Origin of the sequence: Acinetobacter uliginosus (assembly GCF_044130295.1) — a bacterium.
Classification (GTDB): Bacteria; Pseudomonadota; Gammaproteobacteria; order Pseudomonadales; family Moraxellaceae; genus Acinetobacter.
The window spans coordinates 1-21,550 of sequence record NZ_JBIQOC010000063.1; the positions used below are offsets into that span (position 1 = coordinate 1).

Genomic DNA, 21,550 nt, shown 5'->3' on the forward strand with positions numbered 1-21,550 from the left:
AATCTCTTAATGATCTATTTCCTACCTCGTCAGTAGAAAATATAACGCAATAAACATTCAACAACTTAACCTGTTCAGCTAAGTTCGTTTGCTGTATCGCGTCGGAATGAGCTCATTATAGGGCAATTTCTTACCCATGCAAGTGCTTTTAACTGATTGTTTTATTGAGTGTTGTATTTTTATGCACTAAGCTGGTTCATTTTTATTCTAATTCAAATATAAACATATAATTTTAAAGCAAAAATATGAATAAAATATTTCTGCTTTATTTTTTTCTTAATTTTTCACCTCTGCTGCTTTAATGTTCACGCTGATAATTTTCACCACTTGTTTTGGTACATTTTGATGCATTCCAAAGTTTGCAGTCGGTACTTGAGTGATTTTATCGACCACATCCATGCCTTTCACAACCTTACCAAACACGGCATAACCTGCATTCATCTGACTTCTATTTAAAAAGTCATTGTCTACCGTATTAATAAAAAATTGGCTGGTTGCTGAATTAGGCATATTGGTTCGTGCCATGGCCAATGTGCCACGCAGGTTCTTTAAGCCATTATAGGATTCATTTTGAATAGGGGCTTTGGTCTGCTTCTCGACCATGTTGGCATCCATTCCTCCCCCCTGAATCATGAAGCCAGGAATCACCCGGTGAAAAATGGTGCCATTATAAAAGTTATCTTTTACATAACTTTCAAAGTTTTTTGCTGAAATAGGCGCTTTATCATTAAATAGCTCTATTTCAATATTTCCCATTGAGGTTTTCATTTCTACCAGGGTATTTGCAGCCATCACCTGCAAACTCATACATGCAGTACCAATAGCAAATAAGGCCTTTTTTAACATTTCTTTACTCTTCTACGTTAAGTGGTCATTGTGAATGACTATATATTAATCTTTCAATATAAATATAACAGCTTCTCTTTTTGATATAAAATGAGCATTACAATGAGCGAAGAATTAAATACAACTACTTTTTCCCTTTACCCACCTTGGCATTTACAGGGTAATGCTTTTATTTTGAATTACTGGTTAACGCCCAAATTTATTGCGCAGCATCGGACTTTTTATATTGCTCCTTCTCCAATTGGACGCGTGGTACAGGTCATATTGGTTCGTTATCATGATTCTCCTGTAGGCCCATATAATGAATTGCTGATCTTGGATCATCCTTTAATCAGTAAAAGACGTTTGTCTTGCATTCCGAAAATTTATGTTTCTACCGAAGCCTCTATGCTAAATGGTCAACATTTTTGGGGAATACCAAAACAGCTGGCCCAATTTGAATGGCTCATCCATGATGATGTGGTGTATTGCAATATCTGCTTTGAGCAACAAGAAATGAGTTTGTGCTTGCAGAAATATAAACATAGCCAGACTTTTTATGTGAATAGTCATCATTTACCTGCACGGCTGCTCAAGATCGATCAAGCCTGGCAAGGTTTACGCTATCAGTTCACACTACAATTTCGCGGTAAACTCAGTAAATTAAAACAGGCGAGCTGGAAAAACACCCAGGACATTTTTCCCGATTTTTCTCAAGCCCGCTATTTACACAGCTTTTATGTGCCAGAATTTAGCCTCACCTTACCTAAAGCTAAAATCGAGAAAAAATAAAGGTGTTTCACGTGAAACACCTTTATTATAAATGAATACCCAGCTCAAAAAATTTAAGCGTGTTTATCCCAAAACTTTCTATAGTTTTTACTGATTTCAATAAAATACTTTTTAGCACGATAAGAAACAGGTGTGAGATTGACAAAACCATGCGCTTGATCGCCATATTCCTGATAATGCACCTTTACGCCACGATGACGTAATTTATGTGCATAAATTTCCCCTTCATCATGTAATACATCATGACCTGCAGTCACCACAAAGGTAGGTGGTAATTTGTCATGCTGACCATAAGTCGGTGAAATCAGCGGATCATCGAGTTCAACCTGATGCGTATCTGCATAATAATGGGTGACAAAATCCACATCTTTACCGGTTAAAACCAGTCCTTCATTGTAGGCATAAAATGAAGGATGACGGCTTTTAAAATCAACTGCCGGATAGAGCAGTAATTGCGCTTGCGGTGCATACACTTTATGAGCTGTACGTTGTGCAACTACCGTGCTGATATTCCCTCCAGCGCTATCCCCCGCCACTGAAATTCTATTTTTTAAGATTTTAAGCTGTTTTCTGTTTTGATAGACCCATGCCAAGGCATCTTCACAGCTTTGAATCAGTTGATTCGGACTCGCTTCAGGTGCTAAAGGATAGTCAATACTTAAAACCTGCACTTTGGCATGCACTGCCAGTAAACGGCAGACCTCATCATGCGAATCCAGACTGCCTACAACAAAGCCGCCACCATGAAAATACACCACCATAGGCAATTTTTTAGTGGGTGCAGGATGATAATGTCGCGCACAGATGGTGCCGCTGTGTAAAGGTAAACGTAGATCTTCAATCTGTTTCACTGGTGTAGGCTTGGCTTTGATGGACTGCATTTGCAAATCAAAGCTTTTACGGGCATGAATAATATCTTCACTGACCAAACCACTACTGCCCCGTTTTAACTGGGCTGCCATCATACATTGCACCAAGGGATCAAGTTCAGGATATTGATGCGGATATCTTAAAATTTTAACTAGAGATTTTTGTGCAAAACTGGGCAATCGATCTAAAGTACGTGCCGCTGTACCTTGACCTTTTTCTAACATGGTCTGTAAAGTTCGGCTAAAAGCAACCATCATGGCACCTTCCTTTTATTTTAATCTTGATATTTTTTACATGATCAGCCAATACGTGACCATACGCTTATATCAGTCTAATTATCGGTATACACAGTAAAAACATTCATACGCTAATCTTCTTTTCATACCTTGTCATTGACAATTTCCATGTATATTTCGGCGTGTTTTTGCCACTCCAGCCCACAAAAAGAATGAATGTTATGGCTAAAAGACGCCTTCTGCTATCATTAGCAAGGCGATTTTTAGCTGCATTATCCCCTTTCCTGAAAATGGCACTTATTAAAATGACTCTTATACTTGCTAGGACTGTCATTATAACCAAGCCTAGGGTTCAGGTTATGACTAGTAATATAAAGGGGAGTAATATCCTCAACGTTGGAAGTATGATTCCTTTGCCTATTATTTAGATCGTAATTTAGAGGGGGGGGTCCGCTCAGAATCCTGATAAAATTTTGCTAAACAGATACATAAATTCTATTTATTCTGCATTTACTTAACTTTAGGCAAAAAAAAAGCTTATCCAGAGGATGGATAAGCCTAGAAAACACATTTCTAAATACCAAGAAGAAACTACAGCGATAGAATCTGGGTTAAATAATAAGCATCTGAAGCATTTTTGTGAAATATATAATTTATTTAATATTAATCGTTTTTAGGTCTAATAAAATCATTGCGAAGTTCATTCCTCTGCATGCGATCAAGCTTCTCAGATACATGGATATCAATGCTTTACTTAGGAACAGCCTATTATAACTGCTGTTACAGTTAGTCAATCTATTATAGATCATAGTGTGTATCTATATCATGATCGGCTATTCAAAAGAGTGAAACCGGTAGCTGGCTTTAACCTAGGGTAAATTTAGATATTCACCCGCTACCCCCATCATTTTGCATTCTGGTTTAGAAAAAAATAATGCTTTTTAATAATTTTAATCAAATTAAACAGATTTAATCGCTTGTCTCGCTTGAATTTTTAGCGTCTGCCCCGAACTCTGTATTAATCATGAATTTTATCACTCATGGCAGTTCAGGATTAAGGCAGTTAGCACTGAGGCCAAAAGGACTGACATGTTTAAAAACCCATTCAAACGGAGTAAATCTATGGCAACTGAGCAGAATCAAGACGCTCAAGATCTAGGGCAAGAGCAAGCTGAGCAACAAACAGTAGAATCTCAAGCTGAACCTGAACAGTCAGAAGTTACCGTTGAATCTTTACAAGAGCAGATTGCACAGCTTGAAGGTGACTTGAAGTTAGAAAAAGCCCGTACAGCCAATGCAGTTTATGAAGCACAAAAAAGCGTAGAACGTATTCAACGTGAAGCTGAAAAGCATAAAGAGACCGTGATTGAGAAGTTTGCTAAAGAGCTGCTCGACACTGTCGATAATTTAGAGCGTGCCATTCAAGCGGCTGGGGATATTGAATCGCCATTACTTGAAGGCGTTCAACTGACCCATAAATCATTACTCAGTACGCTGGAAAAATTTAACGTTGTAGAAGTCAACATGAACAATGGTTTCAATGCTGATTTACATCAGGCCGTCGGTATTGCACCTGACGTCAAAGCTGGTGAAATCGGTACCGTATTACAAAAAGGTTATGCCCTTTCAGGCCGTTTACTGCGTCCAGCAATGGTCCTCGTAGGTCAATAAGGTATAGAAATTCGAGAGTTTTTCTATTTTTTTCATGCAAACAACTTGAAAAATTTTGAATGGCTCTCATATCGGATAACAAGCAAAAACATTGCAAAAAATAATTTTGAGGAAACATCCAAATGGCTAAAATCATTGGTATTGACTTAGGTACAACAAACTCTTGTGTTGCCGTACTTGAAGGCGACAAAGTTAAAGTCATCGACAACGCTGAAGGCGCGCGTACAACTCCATCTATTATTGCCTATAAAGATGGCGAAATTCTGGTTGGTCAATCTGCGAAACGTCAGGCAGTGACTAACCCTAAAAATACATTATTCGCGATCAAGCGTTTGATCGGCCGTAAGTATCAAGACCAAGCAGTGCAAAAAGACATCGGTTTAGTGCCTTACAAAATCATCCAGGCAGACAATGGCGATGCATGGGTGGATGTAAATGACAAGAAACTTGCACCACAACAAATCTCTGCTGAAATCTTGAAAAAGATGAAAAAAACTGCAGAAGACTATTTAGGTGAAACAGTTACTGAAGCGGTCATTACTGTGCCTGCTTACTTCAACGATGCACAACGTCAAGCCACTAAAGATGCAGGTAAAATTGCCGGTTTGGACGTTAAACGTATCATCAACGAACCAACTGCTGCAGCTCTTGCGTTCGGTATGGACAAGAAAGAAGGCGACCGTAAAATCGCGGTTTATGACTTGGGTGGTGGTACTTTCGACGTATCCATCATTGAAATTGCTGACTTGGATGGCGACCAGCAAATAGAAGTATTATCTACAAACGGTGATACTTTCCTAGGTGGTGAAGACTTCGATAATGCTTTAATTGAATTCCTGGTTGAAGAATTCAAGAAAGAACAAAGCGTGAACTTGAAACAAGATCCTCTTGCATTACAACGTTTGAAAGAAGCCGCTGAAAAAGCAAAAATCGAGCTTTCTTCTTCTAATGCAACTGAAATTAACCTTCCATACATCACTGCAGATGCGACTGGTCCTAAACATTTAGTGATCAACGTGACTCGTGCAAAACTTGAAGGTTTGGTGGCTGATCTGGTCGCTCGTACTATTGAACCATGTAAGATTGCACTTAAAGATGCCGGTCTTTCAACTTCAGACATCTCTGATGTGATTCTGGTTGGTGGTCAGTCTCGTATGCCACTGGTACAACAAAAAGTACAAGAATTCTTTGGTCGTGAGCCACGTAAAGACGTGAACCCTGACGAAGCAGTAGCAATTGGTGCTGCGATTCAAGGTGCTGTGTTGTCTGGTGACAAAACTGACGTATTACTTCTTGACGTAACTCCATTGACTCTAGGTATTGAGACTATGGGCGGCGTGTTAACTGCAATTATCGAGAAAAACACCACGATTCCTGCGAAGAAATCTCAAGTGTTCTCAACTGCTGCAGACAACCAGCCTGCTGTAGACATTTCGGTTTACCAAGGTGAACGTAAAATGGCGCAGCAAAACAAATTGTTGGGTAACTTCCAATTAGGCGACATCCCACCTGCTCCACGTGGCGTGCCACAAATTGAAGTATCGTTCGATATCAATGCTGACGGTATCTTGAAAGTGTCTGCAAAAGACAAGAGCACTGGTAAAGAGCAATCGATTCAAATTAAAGCAAACTCAGGTTTGAGCGATGCTGAAATTGAAGCGATGATCAAAGATGCTGAAGCGAATGCGGAAGAAGACCGTAAGTTCGAAGAACTGGCTAAAGCTCGTAACGAAGCTGATGCTTTAGTTTCTAGCGCGCAAAAAGCAGTAAAAGATCTGGGCGAACAAGTGACTGCTGACGAAAAAACTGCGGTTGAAACTGCGGTTTCAGAACTTGAAGCTGCAACCAAAGAAAATGACGTTGAAGCCATCAAAGCAAAAACTGAAGCATTACAAAACATCATCATGCCGATCACTCAACGCGCTTATGAAGCTGCGCAAGGTGCTCAAGGCGGTGCGCAAGGTTTTGATCCAAATGCATTCCAAGGTGATGCGGGTCAACAACAAAAAGCAGATGACGGCGTTGTAGATGCTGAATTCACCGAAGTTAAAGATGACAAAAAATAATTTGTCGAATTAACAGAAAAAAGACCGCGCGCAAGCGCGGTTTTTTTATTTTTATTTCAGCTTAATTGTTATACAGTATAGAAAAATAATGATTTTAAGCTTTTATGCGCTTAGTGCTACTCAGCCTGTTGGTCATATTTCTGTTCGGCATGACCTATCAAACCCGAAATCATCCTCAAATTCGCCACAATACCCTGTTGGATCGTATTCAACATCCTTTCGATACCCGCTTACGTTACCGTATTGCTGAGGTTGATTCACGTTTTGGTGTTACTGAAAATGAACTGAAACAGATTAGCCAGCAAGCCACTGACATCTGGAAAGCGGGTACAGGCAAAGACTATTTTGTTTATGATCCCGATGCCCGGCTCACCATCCATTTAATTTATGATCAACGTCAAGACGAATCGGTGCAACGTCGGCAGCAATTAGGCCAGATTCAAAACAACCAGCAAGTGTGGGTCAATAAAAATCAACAACTGCAGCAATTTAAAGATGAACTAGACCGTACCAATACTCTACTCGATGCGAAAAAAGCCCAACTCAATATACAAATAAATCAACATAATCAATATATTGCCATTATTAATCAAAGTGGTGGAATCCCGGCTTCACAACGGGAACAGCTCATGCAGCAGCAAAACCAGTTACAACAGCACATTTTGGTACTGCAGCAAGAGATCAATCTTTATAACCAGAAAATTCAGCAACTTAATCTGGAGGTTGATGAACTGAATCAGCTGAATCAACGGATTGATAGCTCGGTAAAAAGCTTTAATCAGTGTTTTCAGCCACGATTATTTGATAAAGGTTCATTTAATGGCAAGCAAATTAACATTTACGAATTTGAATCGATTGAGGATTTACGCTTGACGCTGGCGCATGAATTTGGCCATGCACTGGGCTTGAAACATAATCAGGACCCGCAAGCACTGATGTATCCACTGATGAAAGAGCAAAACATGCTAAATTTCCGCTTGTCCGCTGCTGATCTTGCCCTGTTACAGGCGCGTTAGGCTCAACTTGAGATACAATGCAAAAAAACCTTACTTTTTATAAGTCTATGAATAGTAAGATATCGGCAATCAGGCAAATTTCGTGTTATGGTAATAACCAGAAATGACAACAGAAACCTCTGGAGATGCATGTGAGTTACTACCATATTCTTATTGAAGTAAATGATCACATCAGTACGATTGAACAGACTCGTGATATTGAAATTTTTGATATTATTGAGATTCAACCTTATCTCCATTCCATTCTTTTGCCGTATTTCAATGAGCAACTGATTGAACTTGAAGATGAAAATATAGAATTTAAAGATATTCTACATTTACAAGTCAAACAGACCCTGTTGCCTATTCAAGATTTGATTGAAGAAGAACAACGTTTACTGCCAAGTGATACCGATATCACCATTAGTGCTTATGAAATTTTTAACAATCGCGATTTAAGCCAAGATGTGACTACGGTTATTTTTGATATTCTAGAAGCAGCAAAACTGCAAGCCTAATAATTTAAATAGCTTGCAACAGCAATTTAACAAGCTGAACTGCAATAAAAAAGCCCCCATTTTTGGAGGGCTTTTTATATTTGATTATTCGATTAAATTGAAAAAGATGAACCACAACCACAGGTGGTTGTTGCATTGGGGTTGTGCACGATAAAACGTGAACCTTCCAGACCTTCTACATAATCTACTTCTGAACCGACAAGATATTGATAGCTCAGTGAATCGACCAGCATTTTCACATCGCCATTAACAAATTCAGCATCATCTTCATTCATGCTTTCAGCAAAGTTAAAGCCATAAGAGAAACCGGAACAACCACCACCTGTAACATAAACGCGTAACATTAATTCTTGGTTGCCTTCGCTATCACGCAATTGGCGTACTTTATTCGCAGCATTGTCGGTCAACACCAGAGCTTGGGCATTCATGTGGGATTCCTCTGTTCAATTCAGCTGTCTTGAAATATAAAAGACCATATATTAAGTATAGCATACCCAATATATGGTCAGTATTTACAGATTTAAAGTTAAATCAGACTATTTTTCTCAAGATTTTTTATAATTTTCATCCTGCAGACTACATTCAAAATTCTTTGGATCTTGCTTACAACGGAATTGCCACAGTAATTTCATCATACGTTTATCATAAACGCCGCGTTTGGTTAAATCGACCCGCGACTCGCGCATCAATTTTTGATAGCCCACTTTATCTGCTTCAGGAATTTGCATCCAGTATTTTTGCGGAATATCGGCTTTCATTTTGCCTAAAATCCCAAAGGCACGAGGTAACTGGCTTTTCACCCATTCACGTGACTTTTGCCCATATCCTGCAGGAAATTTATCTGGACGGATAATCACATTACCGGTGACTTGTAAAATAGGATAATTCACAATTGCGCCCTTATTGCCTAAACCCTTATACAGTTCTAAAGGTTTAAATACGGCAGCAGGTGCACCAATAATATCCACCTGACCATTGTTAAATTTAGCGCCAAAATTGGTGACATCTGCACTAATCGCCTGTGCACCCACTTGCTGAACCATAATTTTTTGCGCTTCATCATAATCAAGCACGGCAATTTTTTTGCCTGCAGCTTTCGCCACGGTATTGATATTACGATCATTAACCATTAAAAAGGCATCGCCGACTGGAATCACACCCACCACTTCATATTTGCTATTCAGCATATGTTTGGCAAAAGTTGGATTGGCTAAACCCTGCATCACTTTTACTGCCAGTTTTAAATCGGGAATCGCACCAATAGCATCCAGTGAACCGGTAAAATGGTTAAACTGACGACCGCGCATACCGGTCACACTGATCCCGTCACACTTTCCAGCTTTAAAATCTTCAGCGATGACTGCTTCATTTTGGCCTACACGTAATTCAATATCGGCGCCCCAATTTTTGGCTGCCAATTGATAATCTTTCATCAGGGCAAAAACATCCCCACTTTTACCTACTAAATCAAATACGCAAATCACCTGTTTGGCTTGAGTAATACTAGCGACAGCACACAAACCTAGACCAAGCAGCAGTGTTTTAGAGCATGGCATCATGATTTTTTCTTCCTTGTGTCATTATTTTATTCAATCTTGAATTGAATCGTTTTTGCTTTTTTTATTCATCAGCCAGCAGCCGATTTGAAGACTTGTTTTTTGGGCTGATAAAATTTCACTGTTATTTTTTTAAGATTACGCCTTTTTTCACTCATCTCAATGGCAAAAATGACAAAATACTAGTGACAAAAAAGCCTAGATTTAATCTAGGCTTTCTTTTTAAAAATCAATACTATTCACCACCAAGTGAACATTCAAAATTGGCTTTATCGACAGAGCAGCGAGCCTTTTTCAAAACCCCCATCATGCCTGGATCATAAATACCGCGGTTGGTCATATCCATACGGCCTTCACGCAATAATTTTTGATATTTGGTTTTATCTTCTGCAGTCAGGTTCAATTTAAACTTGGCCGGAATATTGGCTTCCAGACGATTAATTAGGGCAAAACTTTTTGGTAAGTTTTTCACAAACCAGTCACGTGATTTTTGACCAAAGCCTGCCGGGAATTGGTCTGGACGGATCACAAAATCTGCGGTCACCTGGAGTACAGGGAAATTAAACATCGCACCATTAGAACCTAAACCTTTATAAATTTCTAAAGGTTTATAGGCATAGGCAGGTGCACCTACCATATCGACCTGTCCATTATTGAATTTTGCGACAAAGTTAGATACATCAGAGATCACCGCTTGCGCACCTACACGTTGCACCATAATTTTTTGTGCATCGTCATAACCTAATACCGCAAATTTTTTACCTGCTGCTTTTTCAATCGAGTCAATTTTTTTATCGCGTACAAAAATAAAAGCAGAACCTAAAGGTGAAATACCCGCCACTTCATATTTTTTGCCGCCTAAATTACTGACCATTTTCGGCGCATTACGTTTATCCAAAGCAAAAGTGATGGCACGCTGAGCAATCGCATTACTTGGTGCACCACCGAGAGCATCAATAGAGCCTACGAATTTATTGTATTGACGAGCACGCATCGCGGTCATAAACACGCCGTCACATTTACCGGCTTTAAAGTCATTATCAGCAACCGCTTCGTCTTGACGTGGAATAAGATTAATTTCTGCCCCCCATCCTTTGGCAGCCAATGCCCATTCCTGAGCCATTTGAAAAGATTCACCCGATTTACCCAGTAAATCAAATACACAGACATCGACTTTAGCAGCTTGTGCTGTACTCGCTAAGCCTACAGCAGCAAATGTTGTTAATGTGAAAATCATTTTTTTCATTATTTCGGTCCTTTTAGAATCTTGTTGTTTGACGAGTATCCGTTCACGCCACAAATATTAAGCAAGTTCATTCTAAAAAAATAGAGTATTTAATCCAATTAATCAGGCTTAAAATGCCAATCGTTTTTCATTTTTTTAAGTTAGCAATAAAAATCATAAACTTATGTAACAGCGATTTTTAGGTATAATTTATGAAATTTGCGCTATTTTACAAATGAATACAATAATGATGGATTTATTCACCGCTTAATGAACACTCAAAGTTGGTTCTCTCTACCGTACAACGGGCTTTTTTCAGCACCGTCATCATGGTCGGTTCATAAATTCCTTGCCTAGTCAGGTCTAAACGTCCATCTCGTAATAATTTTTGATATTTATCATGATCTTCCTTAGTTAAATTGACTTTATATCTGGCGGGAATTTCCGCTTCCAGGCGTTTCACCATAGCAAAGCTTTTCGGTAAAAGTTTTACGAACCAACTCCGTGACTGATCTGCAAAACCTTCAGGAAATTTCTCCGGGCGAATCACCAGATCGGCAGTCACATTGACGACCGGAAAATTAATCATTGCCCCGCTAGAGCCTAAACCTTTGTAAATTTCTAGCGGCTTAAAGGCATAAGCGGGTGCCGCAATCATATCGACTTCACCATTGTTGAATTTATTCACAAAATTAGAAATATCAGCCATCACCGGCACTGCACCAATACGCTGGACAACAATTTTTTGTGCCTGATCATAGTGCAGAATGGCAAATTTTTTACCTTGTGCCTTCTCTATCGAGTTAATTGATTTATCACGTACAAAAAGATAGGCAGTACCAATTTGCCCAATGCCTGCCACCTCATATTTTTCATTGGCAATGCTACTGGTCAGCCGCTTTTTATTACGTTTGTCCAGCACAAAAGCAATGGCTTTTTGCGCAATCTGATTACTTGGAACACCACCAAGTGCATCAATTGAACCGGCAAATTTGTTATAGGCGCGGGCACGCATTGAGGTCATGTAAAAAGCATCACAGATACCAGCCTTAAAATCTTTTTCAATTTTTGCTTCGTCTTGATAGGGTATTAGATTGACCTCAGCTCCCCAGTTTTTACTGGCTAAATCCCATTCTTCAATTAATTTATAAGACTCACCTGCTTTCCCAAGTAAATCAAATACACAGATACTCTGTTTGGCTTGCGCTGAGCCGGAAAAACTCAAAAGTGTGAGCGTAGATAAAATAAAAGTCCTTTTTTTCATGATGTGCCTTATTTTTTTCACTTATTTCTCTTAGAAAATTACTATAATTTTGTTTTTATAGTAAAAATAGAGCTGCTAAGGTCTTTCTGACGAAAGGCTCTTTTTCGCACAATTTGTCACATTTTTATTCATCTACTTAAAATCATGCTTTTATAAAAAAGAATCATGCGCTGCCTTTTTCTTTTCTGAGTGGCTTCCTTTAGAATACGCACATCATTCTTCTCATTTAGATATTTCAATGATTCAGTTAGATCAACTTTCTATACGTCGCGGTGGGCGTGTTTTATTTCAAAAAGCGTCTATGCAGCTACATCCAGGATGGAAAATTGGCCTAACCGGTGTCAATGGCGCAGGAAAATCGACCCTGTTCGCCGCATTATTGGGTGGCATGGAATCAGATGGCGGTTCTTTGACCCGTCCTGCTGCCTGGACGGTGGCTCATATGGCTCAGGAAATTAAAGCGCTGGAGATGAAGGCCATCGATTTTGTCCTGTCTGGAGATGAAGAATATTGGGACATCCAGCATAAACTGGAACATCCTGAAGCCCTTAATAACGATGAGTTAGCACATTTATATGGCCGCTTTGACGAAATTAATGGCTACTCTGCTCCATCAAAAGCATCACAATTGATGGCCGGTTTGGGCTTCTTTGAACATCAGTCACAACTGGATGTTTCCAGTTTCTCGGGTGGCTGGCGCATGCGTTTAAATCTGGCCCGCACCCTGATGAGCCGTTCAGACTTGCTGTTACTGGATGAACCGACAAACCATCTCGATTTGGATGCAATTTTATGGCTGGAAGACTGGCTAAAAGCCTATGAAGGCACCCTGATTTTAATTTCGCATGACCGTGATTTTCTTGATGCCGTTACCGATCATATTTTACATATCGAAAATCAGGAACTGATGCTCTATACCGGAAATTATTCTACCTTTGAACGTACACGTAGTGAACGTCTGGCACAACAACAACAAGCGTATGAAAAGCAGCTTGAAACACGGGCACATTTACAAAAATTTATTGACCGCTTTAAGGCCAAAGCCACCAAAGCCAAACAGGCACAGAGCCGGATTAAACAATTAGAACGTATGCAGGAACTTTCTGCTGCACATGTCGATACACCGTTTACCTTCAGTTTCCGTGAACCGACTAAAATGAGCTCACCTCTGCTGCAACTGGAACATGCAGATATTGGTTATGGTGACAAGCTGATTGTAACCAATGTCAATTTGCAAATCACACCAAGCAGCCGGATTGGTTTACTCGGGATGAATGGGGCCGGTAAATCGACACTGATCAAATCTTTGGTTGGTGACCTGAAACTGCTCAAAGGGACGCGCAAAGATTCTGAATTGCTGAATATTGGTTATTTTGCCCAGCATCAAATGGATGCCCTGGATGGTAGTGCCAGTCCAATGCTGCAATTGTCACGAATCGCGGACAAAAAAATCAGTGAAGCAACTTTACGTTCATTCCTCGGTAGCTTTGGTTTTAGTGGCGAACGTATGGACACCCCAAGTGAAGGCTTCTCTGGTGGTGAACGTGCGCGCCTAGCTTTGGCTTTAATTGTATGGCAACGTCCAAACGTGTTGATTCTGGATGAACCGACCAACCATTTGGACCTTGATATGCGTCATGCCCTGACCATGGCCTTACAGGACTTTGAAGGTGCTGTGGTGTTGGTATCGCATGAGCGTCAATTGATTGCCAGCGTCTGTGATGAATTATTGCTAGTCCACAATGGTCAATGCCGTGAATTTGATGGTGATCTGGTTGCCTATGCAGACTGGTTACGCCAGGCACGGATTGACCTCATGAAAAATGGTCAGAAACCTGCTGAACCCGTGAAATCACAAGTAGAAGTAAAACCGGCAATTTCAAAACTCGATAAAGAAGCTCAACGTAAAGAAACTGCGCGCCGCCGTGAACTGAGCCGCCCGATTCGTAAAAATATTGAAAAAAATGAAGCACAGATTAGCAAGCTGCAACCACGTTTAGCTGAAATTGAAGTCTTACTGGGTGATGCGGCAATATATGAGGCAAGTCGTAAAGATGATTTACTCAAGCTGATGAATGAGCAAACTCAGTTAAAAAGCCAGCTGGAAACGGCGGAAGAACAGATGTTAGAGTTAATGATGGAACTGGAAGAGCTTGAAAGTTCTTTTGAATAAGGCATTTTTCCATTCTTAAGTAAAGCTAAAGTGACGTTTATTTTATGATCGCAGCACAATATTTAAGGTGTGCTGCGATTTTTTAATTTTTCTACACAACCATTCTATTCTACACAACCCCTCTATATAGCCATTCTACCCAGTTATGACGAGCTATTTTAAATCAAACAACATGATCAGGTTTTAAATTCAAAAACCCTCTTAAAATAAATTTAAATTCAAAATCTGCTTTTAAATTTAAAATTTCTATCCCCAATAAACTCGGAATCGCAGTTTAAATTTAAAATAAAATATTATTTTATCTTGTGGATAAGTGAATTTTTACTCTTATACTGAGCCAAAATGGCTGTTCCGAAATTTATCCACAGAGCGCTTTCCACTATGTGGATAGTTTTAAATTAGTTTTTGACTAATCCTGAGCTGATTTTTTGCGTTTTAAAAACCTGAGTTCGATGATTTTCCAGGCGCCCTCATTGACCCATAATTCCCGAATTTGTTTATGATTCTGCAAGCCAATCCAGACCTGGCAATGCTTTAAATCTTCATCATAATCAAATTCTTCAAACTCAACTGCGAGTTTTTGTGGCTTCCAGACACCATTTTTCACGGCATGAGCAATGCGCTCATAACGGACAAAATTGCTTTCCACGCGACCCTCCTACTCGTAGACCACTTTGAACTGTTCATGTTCATACTGAGCCAGCACCTCATAATTTCCGCTAAAAAAGGCCTGAGTCCAGATATCGTGGATCTGTTCCAGTTCTTGATCCATAGTGCTCACCTCGTCATATTGCATGATGATTTCATCTTTATTTGGAATCATCATGACAGAAGAATACGTCATTTTAATAAAAATAAAGATGGCTAAAAATTAATCGAATTAAAATAAAAACAGCATAAAAAAAGCATCCCGAAGGATGCTTTTTTACAATTTCACTCATCAATGCATCAGGCGTCGATATCCGCATTTAAGGCATTTTCCTCAATAAAGGCACGACGCGGTTCCACATCATCACCCATCAAACACGAGAACATGCGGTCGGCCTCAATGGCATCGTCAATGGTCACTTGTAGCATGTTACGGTTTTCAGGATCCATAGTGGTTTCCCACAGCTGTTCCGCATTCATCTCACCCAAACCTTTATAGCGCTGGATCATCATGCCGCGACGTGAGTCAGATAAAATGTGCTGCCAAACCTGATGGAAGGTCGACACCTGAATCTTGCGATCACCTTTCTGCAAATAAGCGCCTTCTTCAAGCAAGGTAAACCAGCTCTTCGAATTTTGCAGTAAACGCTTGTATTCACTTGAACCGAGCAATCCGGTATCCAGTAAATAATGATGCGGCAAGTTGTGCACATACACCGTTACACGTGGCCAGTAATGCACCACTTTGCTACCGTCTGCATGTTCTTTCTCAAACACTTCAAGCGTGATTTCAGGACGTAAACTTGGTTGATACGTTTCAATAGCAGCACGCAACTGTTCAGACCACTGTTTCACATAGTCTTCATCATGACTATGGTCTAACTTGAACGCATCTAGGCCCAGTAAACCATCCAGCAAGCTTGCTGGATAACGTAGCGTTAAACGCTGCAAGCTCTTTTGTGAAGTCTGATAGTCAGCAATGACTTTTGCTAAAGACTCACCACGAATCGCAGGTGCATCGGCGCTGACATGCAGTTCCAACTCATCAATTGCGTTAGAAATCAGGTAAGTCTCAAGCGCATCATTATCTTTAATGTACTGCTCTTGCTTGCCTTTTTTCAGTTTATATAACGGTGGCTGTGCAATATAGATATAACCGCGTTCTACTAGTTCAGGCATTTGACGGAAGAAGAAGGTCAACAGTAGCGTACGGATGTGCGAACCATCAACGTCAGCATCGGTCATGATGATGATTTTGTGATAACGTAATTTGTCCGGGTTGTACTCTTCACGACCAATACCACAGCCCAACGCTGTAATCAGCGTACCGACTTCCTGACTCGAGATCATCTTGTCGAAACGTGCACGTTCTACGTTCAGGATTTTACCTTTCAGTGGCAGAATGGCTTGCATCTTACGGTTACGGCCCTGTTTGGCAGAACCACCCGCAGAGTCACCTTCGACCAGGTACAATTCAGACAATGCCGGATCTTTTTCCTGACAGTCCGCCAGTTTACCTGGCAAACCGGCAATATCCAGCGCACTCTTACGACGGGTCATTTCACGCGCTTTACGTGCAGCATCACGTGCACGAGCCGCATCGATAATTTTTCCGGCAATCGATTTTGCTGCTTGCGGATTTTCCAGCAGGTATTCCGAGAATGACTTGTTCATCGCCTGCTCTACAGCAGGTTTCACTTCACTTGAAACCAGTTTTTCCTTGGTTTGTGAAGAGAATTTAGGATCAGGCACTTTTACCGAAACAATCGCGGTTAAACCTTCACGTGCATCATCACCCGATACAGCAACTTTCTCTTTTTTGAGCAAGTTTTCGCTTTCCATATAGCTGTTTAAGCCACGGGTTAAAGCAGCACGGAAACCAGCTAAATGTGTACCACCATCTTTTTGTGGAATGTTATTGGTAAAACAACGCACGTTTTCTTGATACGTGTCATTCCATTGCAAGGCAACTTCTACACCAATGCCATTGTCGGCTTGCACAGTAAAATGAAAGATATCATTCAGATGGGTTTTGCCCTGGTTGATATATTTTACGAATTCAGACAAACCACCTTCATAATCAAACACATGTTCTGCATTGATACGTTCATCACGTAGCACAATACGCACACCGGCATTCAGGAATGAAAGCTCACGCAAACGGCGCGCCAAAATATCAACATTGAAAATAGTTTGACTAAAGGTCTCGGCACTTGGCCAGAAACGAACAGTAGTCCCGGTTTTGTCGGTATCACCCACGACTTTGAGTGGATAGACAGGATCACCATGTTTATATTCTTGTTGGTGAATATGACCGGCTCTGTAAATGGTTAATTCCAGTTTGCTCGATAAGGCATTGACGACCGAAACACCTACACCATGCAAACCACCAGAAACTTTGTAGCTATTATCGTCAAACTTACCGCCGGCATGCAGAATGGTTAAAATCACTTCAGCTGCAGATACGCCTTCTTCAGGATGAATATCTGTCGGAATACCACGACCATTATCGGATACGCTGACTGACTCATCTTCATGGATGGTGACCAGGATTTCGTCACAGTGACCTGCCAAAGCTTCATCAATGGCGTTATCGACCACCTCAAACACCATGTGATGCAAGCCTGAGCCATCGTCTGTATCGCCAATATACATACCTGGACGCTTACGCACAGCATCGAGGCCACGTAATACCTTGATACTAGAGGAATCATAAGCTTTTTCATGGGTTGGTTCTGTTTGAGAAGCAGCTTGATCTTCTGAACTCATGGTTTCTCCCTAGTGAAATATAGGTCTATCCAAAGATGGGTAAAATTTAAAAAGTTATTGCACAACAACCTGAACTTGACCATTTTCAACTTTGAATAATTGATATGAAATAGACAAATCATGTAAATGTTTTTTGACCGATTCATGCTCTAAAGTGGTAATAAAAACTTGACTACCCAGCTGGCTTAATCGCTCAATTAATCGTCGTTGTGCAGTTAAATCTAATTCTGCTGTCAGATCATCTAATAATACCACAGTTTCCTTATTACAGGCATGTAGCATTGCAATCTGTGACAGTTTTAGAGCCATAATCAAGAGCTTTTTCTGACCGCGTGAAAGCACCACATCAGCATCGCCCAACGTTGTTTTTAAACGTAAATCGGCACGATGTGGACCGTATTCAGTATAACGGCGATCCACATCTTTCTGATGATGCACAGTCAGGTCATGCAGCAAGCCCTGTTCGGTATGAAAGCCAGGCATATATTCCAGTTCCACCGCAAGATTGGGTAGCAAGTGCTGCAAATCCTGCTCAAAATAAACTTTCCACTGCTCGACAATGCCGCTACGCTGCGAATTCAGCATTTCGCCATATTCAGCCAACATTTTGTTCCATGGTTCCAGATCATGCAAACCGAGATTTCTGCTCGATTTCAACAAGCTGTTACGTTGCTTTAAGGCACGTGCATAGTACTGCCAGGCATGATAAAAATCCGGTTCCACGTGGAACATCAGCCAATCCAGCAACTGCCGGCGCGGTTTGGCCCCATAATCGATAATGTCGGTACTTTGCGGATCAATATGCTGTAAAGGCAGTATTTTGGCCAGTTGACCTTGGGTCGCGATATGATCGCCATTGACCTTAATCAGCTGTTCACCGGAGAGCAGCTTTTGCATGCCAATTTTTTCCGTTGCCGATTGTGCAAACACAATCGCATCGCCAGTTTCATTCTGAATATAATTTTTCGGGATATGGGTACGAAAAGAACGCCCGGTCGCCAGCAAATGAATGGCTTCCAAAATCGAGGTTTTGCCTGAACCGTTTTGCCCGTAAAAGACATTAAACGGCTGCAACTCATGGAGTGCAACCGTCTTTAAGTTTCGAACACGTTCTATATTTAAACGCGTAATATGCATGGTTAAATCTGATTCAATATCGGCAAATTAAACACGCATTGGCATTACAACATAGGTCTGATCCTGTTGTGCCGGATCATGCACCAATACCGACTGATTCGCTTCAGTCATGGTCATCGATACATCTTCACCATCTAATACACTCAGCACATCAAGCAGGTATTGGGCATTGAAAGACATTTCCATCGGTGCATCTGCATACTGAATGGCTAAATCTTCAATCGCTTCATCTTGCTCCGGGTTGTTAGCACGCAGCTGCAAAGAATCGGCACCAAAATTCAGGAACACGCCACGTAATTTTTCATTACTGAGAATGGCCACACGTTGCAAGGATTGCTTGAATACGTCATGCGCGATCAATACGTTTTTATCGCCACCACGTGGAATCACGCGACGGTAATCCGGGAATTTTCCATCAATCAGTTTCGTGGTGAAACGAACAGTAATATCGCCCTGCTCTTTATCACGACTTGGGGTACTGATGGTCACATTTAACAATTCACGGCCAATCAATAAAGACAATTGCTCATCTTCAATGCTGAGCAGACGTTGCAACTCAGCTACCGCTTTACGAGGCACAATCGCCTGAATAGGCTGGGTTGCTGTAGATTGCGCAACAGTTTCACACAGCGCAAGGCGGTGACCATCAGTCGTTACAGCTCGCAATTGATTTTGATCAATTTCAAGCAATGTTCCAGTTAAATAGAAACGTACATCCTGTACCGCCATTGCAAAAGCCGTTTTTTCAAACAGGCGTTTTAACTCGCGCTGAGTCACGGTCACTTGCGTACCTTGGGCATTTTCAGTACTTAACAATGGATAATCTTCAGCTGGCAAAGTACCTAGTACAAAGCGGCTATTCCCTGATTTTAAAATACAGCGATCTTCAGTAATTTGCAGGTCAATCAATGCCGCAGCAGGCAAGGATTTACAGATATCCATCAGTTTACGTGCCGGTACAGTGGTTTCACCAGCCTGCAAGCAAGCCCCTTCAGCCAACGTGGTACTGGCCACCAGTTCCACTTCCAGATCAGAACCGGTAATGGTTAAGGATTCATTGCTCACTTGAATTTTTACGTTAGACAGAATGTTTAAAGTATGGCGACGTTCAACCGCTCCTACGACATGTGACAGAACATTAAGTAAGCTTTCTTTCGCGATTTTCAAACGCACGGTACATTCCTCTAACAACTGAAGATGAAAATAAATAAATGTGTTTTTTAGCAGTGTACTATGCGGCAGAATATGCCGCATTGCAAGAATAGAATTTGATCAAATCAGATCAGCTTTGCAACAGCCGTTGCAGGTTTTTATAGTCTTCATTAAAGATCGGATCTTGTTCACGCAGACTGATGACTTTTTCACAGGCATGCATCACGGTACTGTGGTCACGACCACCAAAGGCCATGCCAATTTCGGGGAAACTGTCCCCGGTCAGTTCACGTGCCAAGCCCATGGCCAGCTGACGTGGACGAGCATAAATCCGGGTACGTTTGGGACCGACAATTTCCTTTAAAGGAATACGGAAATATTCACTCACCACCCGCTGGATATTTTCAGTACTGATGGTACGGGCACGAATGGCCAGCACATCTTTTAACGATTCACGTACCACTTCCAGATCGATCGGTGTGCCTTTAAAACGGGAAATCGCCACCACTTTGTTCAGCGCGCCTTCCAGCTCACGAACATTGGCCACCACTTGCTGGGCAATAAACAGGGCACAGTTACGCGGCAACTCTATCCCACTGCTTTCGGCTTTTTTCAACAAAATTTCAATTCGGGTTTCAATATCCGGTGGTTCCACCCCGACCGATAAGCCCCAGGAAAAACGTGAAACCAGACGTGCATCCAGTTCCGTCAATTCTTTGGGATAACGGTCGGAAGTCAGAATAATCTGTTTTGATTCATCCAATAACGCGTTAAAGGTATAAAAAAACTCCACCAGACTGGCTTCTTTACCGGCCAGCAAATGAATATCATCCACCAACAACAGATCGAGCGAGCGGCAATTCTTTTTAAACTCTTCCACTTTGCCTTGCTGTAAAGAGCTGACAAAATCTTGTACAAAACTCTCGGCCGTCATATACATCACCCGTGCATTGGGTTTGGCCTGTAACAGGGCATTACCAACAGCTTGCATGAGGTGGGTTTTACCCAAACCGGTCGGTCCGTATAAAAATAGCGGGTTATGCTGTGAAGCCCCCAACTGGGTTAACACTTTACGGCAGGTTTCAGCTGCCATCTGGTTGGAACGGCCTTCAACGAATAGTGAAAAAGTAAATAAGGGATTGAGTAAACGTTTACGGCTGTTTTTACTGCCCGTTTCATCTTTTTCTTTTTTCGGTTTGGAAACAACTGCCGGCACAGATTGCAATGCAGCCGTGGTGGTTGCTGGCTGTTCATTGGCTGACAAGATTGCACCCGGACGTGAATCCACCAGAATCTCGACTTTACGTACCCGGCCTTCGGACATCTGTTCAGCCAAAATCGTAATCAGTTCCAGATGATGTTCCTGAATATAGCGGGTCCAATACGGATTGGGTGCATAGAGTCTTAAAGTATCGTTTAGCTCTTCAGCAACCAGAGGGCGAATCCACATGGTAAAGACATTTCCCGAAAGCTCTTGTCGCAAACGAGTTAGACAGTCTGTCCAAAGCATGTGAAACCCCTATTCATTCCATTGTTAGTAAAAAAATCATGCGAGCCCGACCGAGCGGGTCGCCATTCTATCGAAGTTATCCACATCTGTCATGGCAAAATTCAGGAAATATCATTCAAAAAAGCAAATTTCCGATTAAATTT

At 41.2% G+C, this 21,550-nt stretch carries 18 protein-coding genes; 6 read left to right on the forward strand and 12 right to left on the reverse strand.

Going from position 1 to position 21,550, the window contains the following annotated elements:
• Positions 1-276: 276 nt before the first annotated feature.
• Positions 277-846 (reverse strand): peptidylprolyl isomerase, encoded by a 570-nt coding sequence (locus tag ACE01T_RS12275; protein WP_180082407.1) that lies wholly within the window; start codon positions 844-846, stop codon positions 277-279.
• A gap of 102 nt (positions 847-948) precedes the next feature.
• Here ACE01T_RS12275 and ACE01T_RS12280 point away from each other — a divergent pair, with 102 nt between their 5' ends.
• The gene (locus ACE01T_RS12280; protein ID WP_395519347.1) at positions 949-1,617 is read left to right on the forward strand and encodes an acetoacetate decarboxylase family protein; all 669 of its coding nucleotides are present in this window, start codon (positions 949-951) and stop codon (positions 1,615-1,617) included.
• A gap of 53 nt (positions 1,618-1,670) precedes the next feature.
• Here ACE01T_RS12280 and ACE01T_RS12285 read toward each other — a convergent pair whose 3' ends face one another.
• Entirely contained in the window at positions 1,671-2,741 is a 1,071-nt protein-coding gene (locus ACE01T_RS12285; RefSeq protein WP_395519352.1) for an alpha/beta hydrolase, read from the reverse strand.
• A 1,104-nt stretch (positions 2,742-3,845) separates the two neighbouring features.
• On the opposite strand from ACE01T_RS12285, the gene grpE reads away from it, so the two are divergent.
• The 4 genes from grpE (at position 3,846) to ACE01T_RS12305 (ending at position 7,973) form a co-directional block, all read left to right on the forward strand.
• Positions 3,846-4,394 carry a nucleotide exchange factor GrpE gene (gene grpE / locus ACE01T_RS12290; RefSeq protein WP_086197579.1) on the forward strand — a complete coding sequence of 183 codons (549 nt, stop codon included), beginning with the start codon at positions 3,846-3,848 and terminating at the stop codon, positions 4,392-4,394.
• 122 nt (positions 4,395-4,516) lie between these two features.
• Positions 4,517-6,460, forward strand: coding sequence for a molecular chaperone DnaK (dnaK, locus tag ACE01T_RS12295; protein ID WP_180082403.1), 1,944 nt, complete (start codon positions 4,517-4,519; stop codon positions 6,458-6,460).
• Positions 6,461-6,564: 104 nt separating this feature from the next.
• On the forward strand, positions 6,565-7,476 hold the full coding sequence (locus ACE01T_RS12300) for a matrixin family metalloprotease (protein ID WP_395519348.1): 912 nt from the start codon (positions 6,565-6,567) through the stop codon (positions 7,474-7,476).
• Between the two features lie 119 nt (positions 7,477-7,595).
• Positions 7,596-7,973: a hypothetical protein gene (locus tag ACE01T_RS12305; protein WP_166171694.1), complete on the forward strand. Its 378-nt coding sequence runs from the start codon at positions 7,596-7,598 to the stop codon at positions 7,971-7,973.
• A gap of 92 nt (positions 7,974-8,065) precedes the next feature.
• On the opposite strand, the gene erpA is transcribed toward ACE01T_RS12305, so the two are convergent.
• From erpA to ACE01T_RS12325, 4 genes are all read right to left on the reverse strand, one after another.
• Positions 8,066-8,401, reverse strand: coding sequence for an iron-sulfur cluster insertion protein ErpA (gene erpA, locus ACE01T_RS12310; protein ID WP_086176706.1), 336 nt, complete (start codon positions 8,399-8,401; stop codon positions 8,066-8,068).
• A gap of 117 nt (positions 8,402-8,518) precedes the next feature.
• Positions 8,519-9,529, reverse strand: a complete 1,011-nt coding sequence (locus ACE01T_RS12315) for a putative solute-binding protein (protein ID WP_180174966.1) — start codon at positions 9,527-9,529, stop codon at positions 8,519-8,521.
• A gap of 235 nt (positions 9,530-9,764) precedes the next feature.
• Positions 9,765-10,775 (reverse strand): putative solute-binding protein, encoded by a 1,011-nt coding sequence (locus ACE01T_RS12320; protein ID WP_086197583.1) that lies wholly within the window; start codon positions 10,773-10,775, stop codon positions 9,765-9,767.
• A gap of 235 nt (positions 10,776-11,010) precedes the next feature.
• A complete protein-coding gene (locus ACE01T_RS12325) occupies positions 11,011-12,018 on the reverse strand; it encodes a putative solute-binding protein (RefSeq protein WP_180043239.1) in 1,008 nt (335 codons plus the stop codon).
• Positions 12,019-12,256: 238 nt separating this feature from the next.
• On the opposite strand from ACE01T_RS12325, the gene ACE01T_RS12330 reads away from it, so the two are divergent.
• Positions 12,257-14,191 carry an ATP-binding cassette domain-containing protein gene (locus ACE01T_RS12330; RefSeq protein WP_086197585.1) on the forward strand — a complete coding sequence of 645 codons (1,935 nt, stop codon included), beginning with the start codon at positions 12,257-12,259 and terminating at the stop codon, positions 14,189-14,191.
• Positions 14,192-14,600: 409 nt separating this feature from the next.
• On the opposite strand, the gene ACE01T_RS12335 is transcribed toward ACE01T_RS12330, so the two are convergent.
• The 6 genes from ACE01T_RS12335 to dnaA form a co-directional block, all read right to left on the reverse strand.
• Positions 14,601-14,840: a hypothetical protein gene (locus ACE01T_RS12335; protein ID WP_395519349.1), complete on the reverse strand. Its 240-nt coding sequence runs from the start codon at positions 14,838-14,840 to the stop codon at positions 14,601-14,603.
• Between the two features lie 9 nt (positions 14,841-14,849).
• Positions 14,850-15,017, reverse strand: a complete 168-nt coding sequence (locus ACE01T_RS12340; protein WP_395519350.1) for a hypothetical protein — start codon at positions 15,015-15,017, stop codon at positions 14,850-14,852.
• A 122-nt stretch (positions 15,018-15,139) separates the two neighbouring features.
• On the reverse strand, positions 15,140-17,608 hold the full coding sequence (gene gyrB, locus ACE01T_RS12345; RefSeq protein WP_086197586.1) for a DNA topoisomerase (ATP-hydrolyzing) subunit B: 2,469 nt from the start codon (positions 17,606-17,608) through the stop codon (positions 15,140-15,142).
• A 54-nt stretch (positions 17,609-17,662) separates the two neighbouring features.
• Entirely contained in the window at positions 17,663-18,745 is a 1,083-nt protein-coding gene (recF, locus tag ACE01T_RS12350) for a DNA replication/repair protein RecF (RefSeq protein ID WP_086197587.1), read from the reverse strand.
• A 27-nt stretch (positions 18,746-18,772) separates the two neighbouring features.
• Positions 18,773-19,918 carry a DNA polymerase III subunit beta gene (dnaN, locus tag ACE01T_RS12355; protein WP_180174962.1) on the reverse strand — a complete coding sequence of 382 codons (1,146 nt, stop codon included), beginning with the start codon at positions 19,916-19,918 and terminating at the stop codon, positions 18,773-18,775.
• A gap of 109 nt (positions 19,919-20,027) precedes the next feature.
• The gene (dnaA, locus tag ACE01T_RS12360) at positions 20,028-21,407 is read right to left on the reverse strand and encodes a chromosomal replication initiator protein DnaA (RefSeq protein ID WP_180174961.1); all 1,380 of its coding nucleotides are present in this window, start codon (positions 21,405-21,407) and stop codon (positions 20,028-20,030) included.
• Between the last annotated feature and the right edge of the window lie 143 nt (positions 21,408-21,550).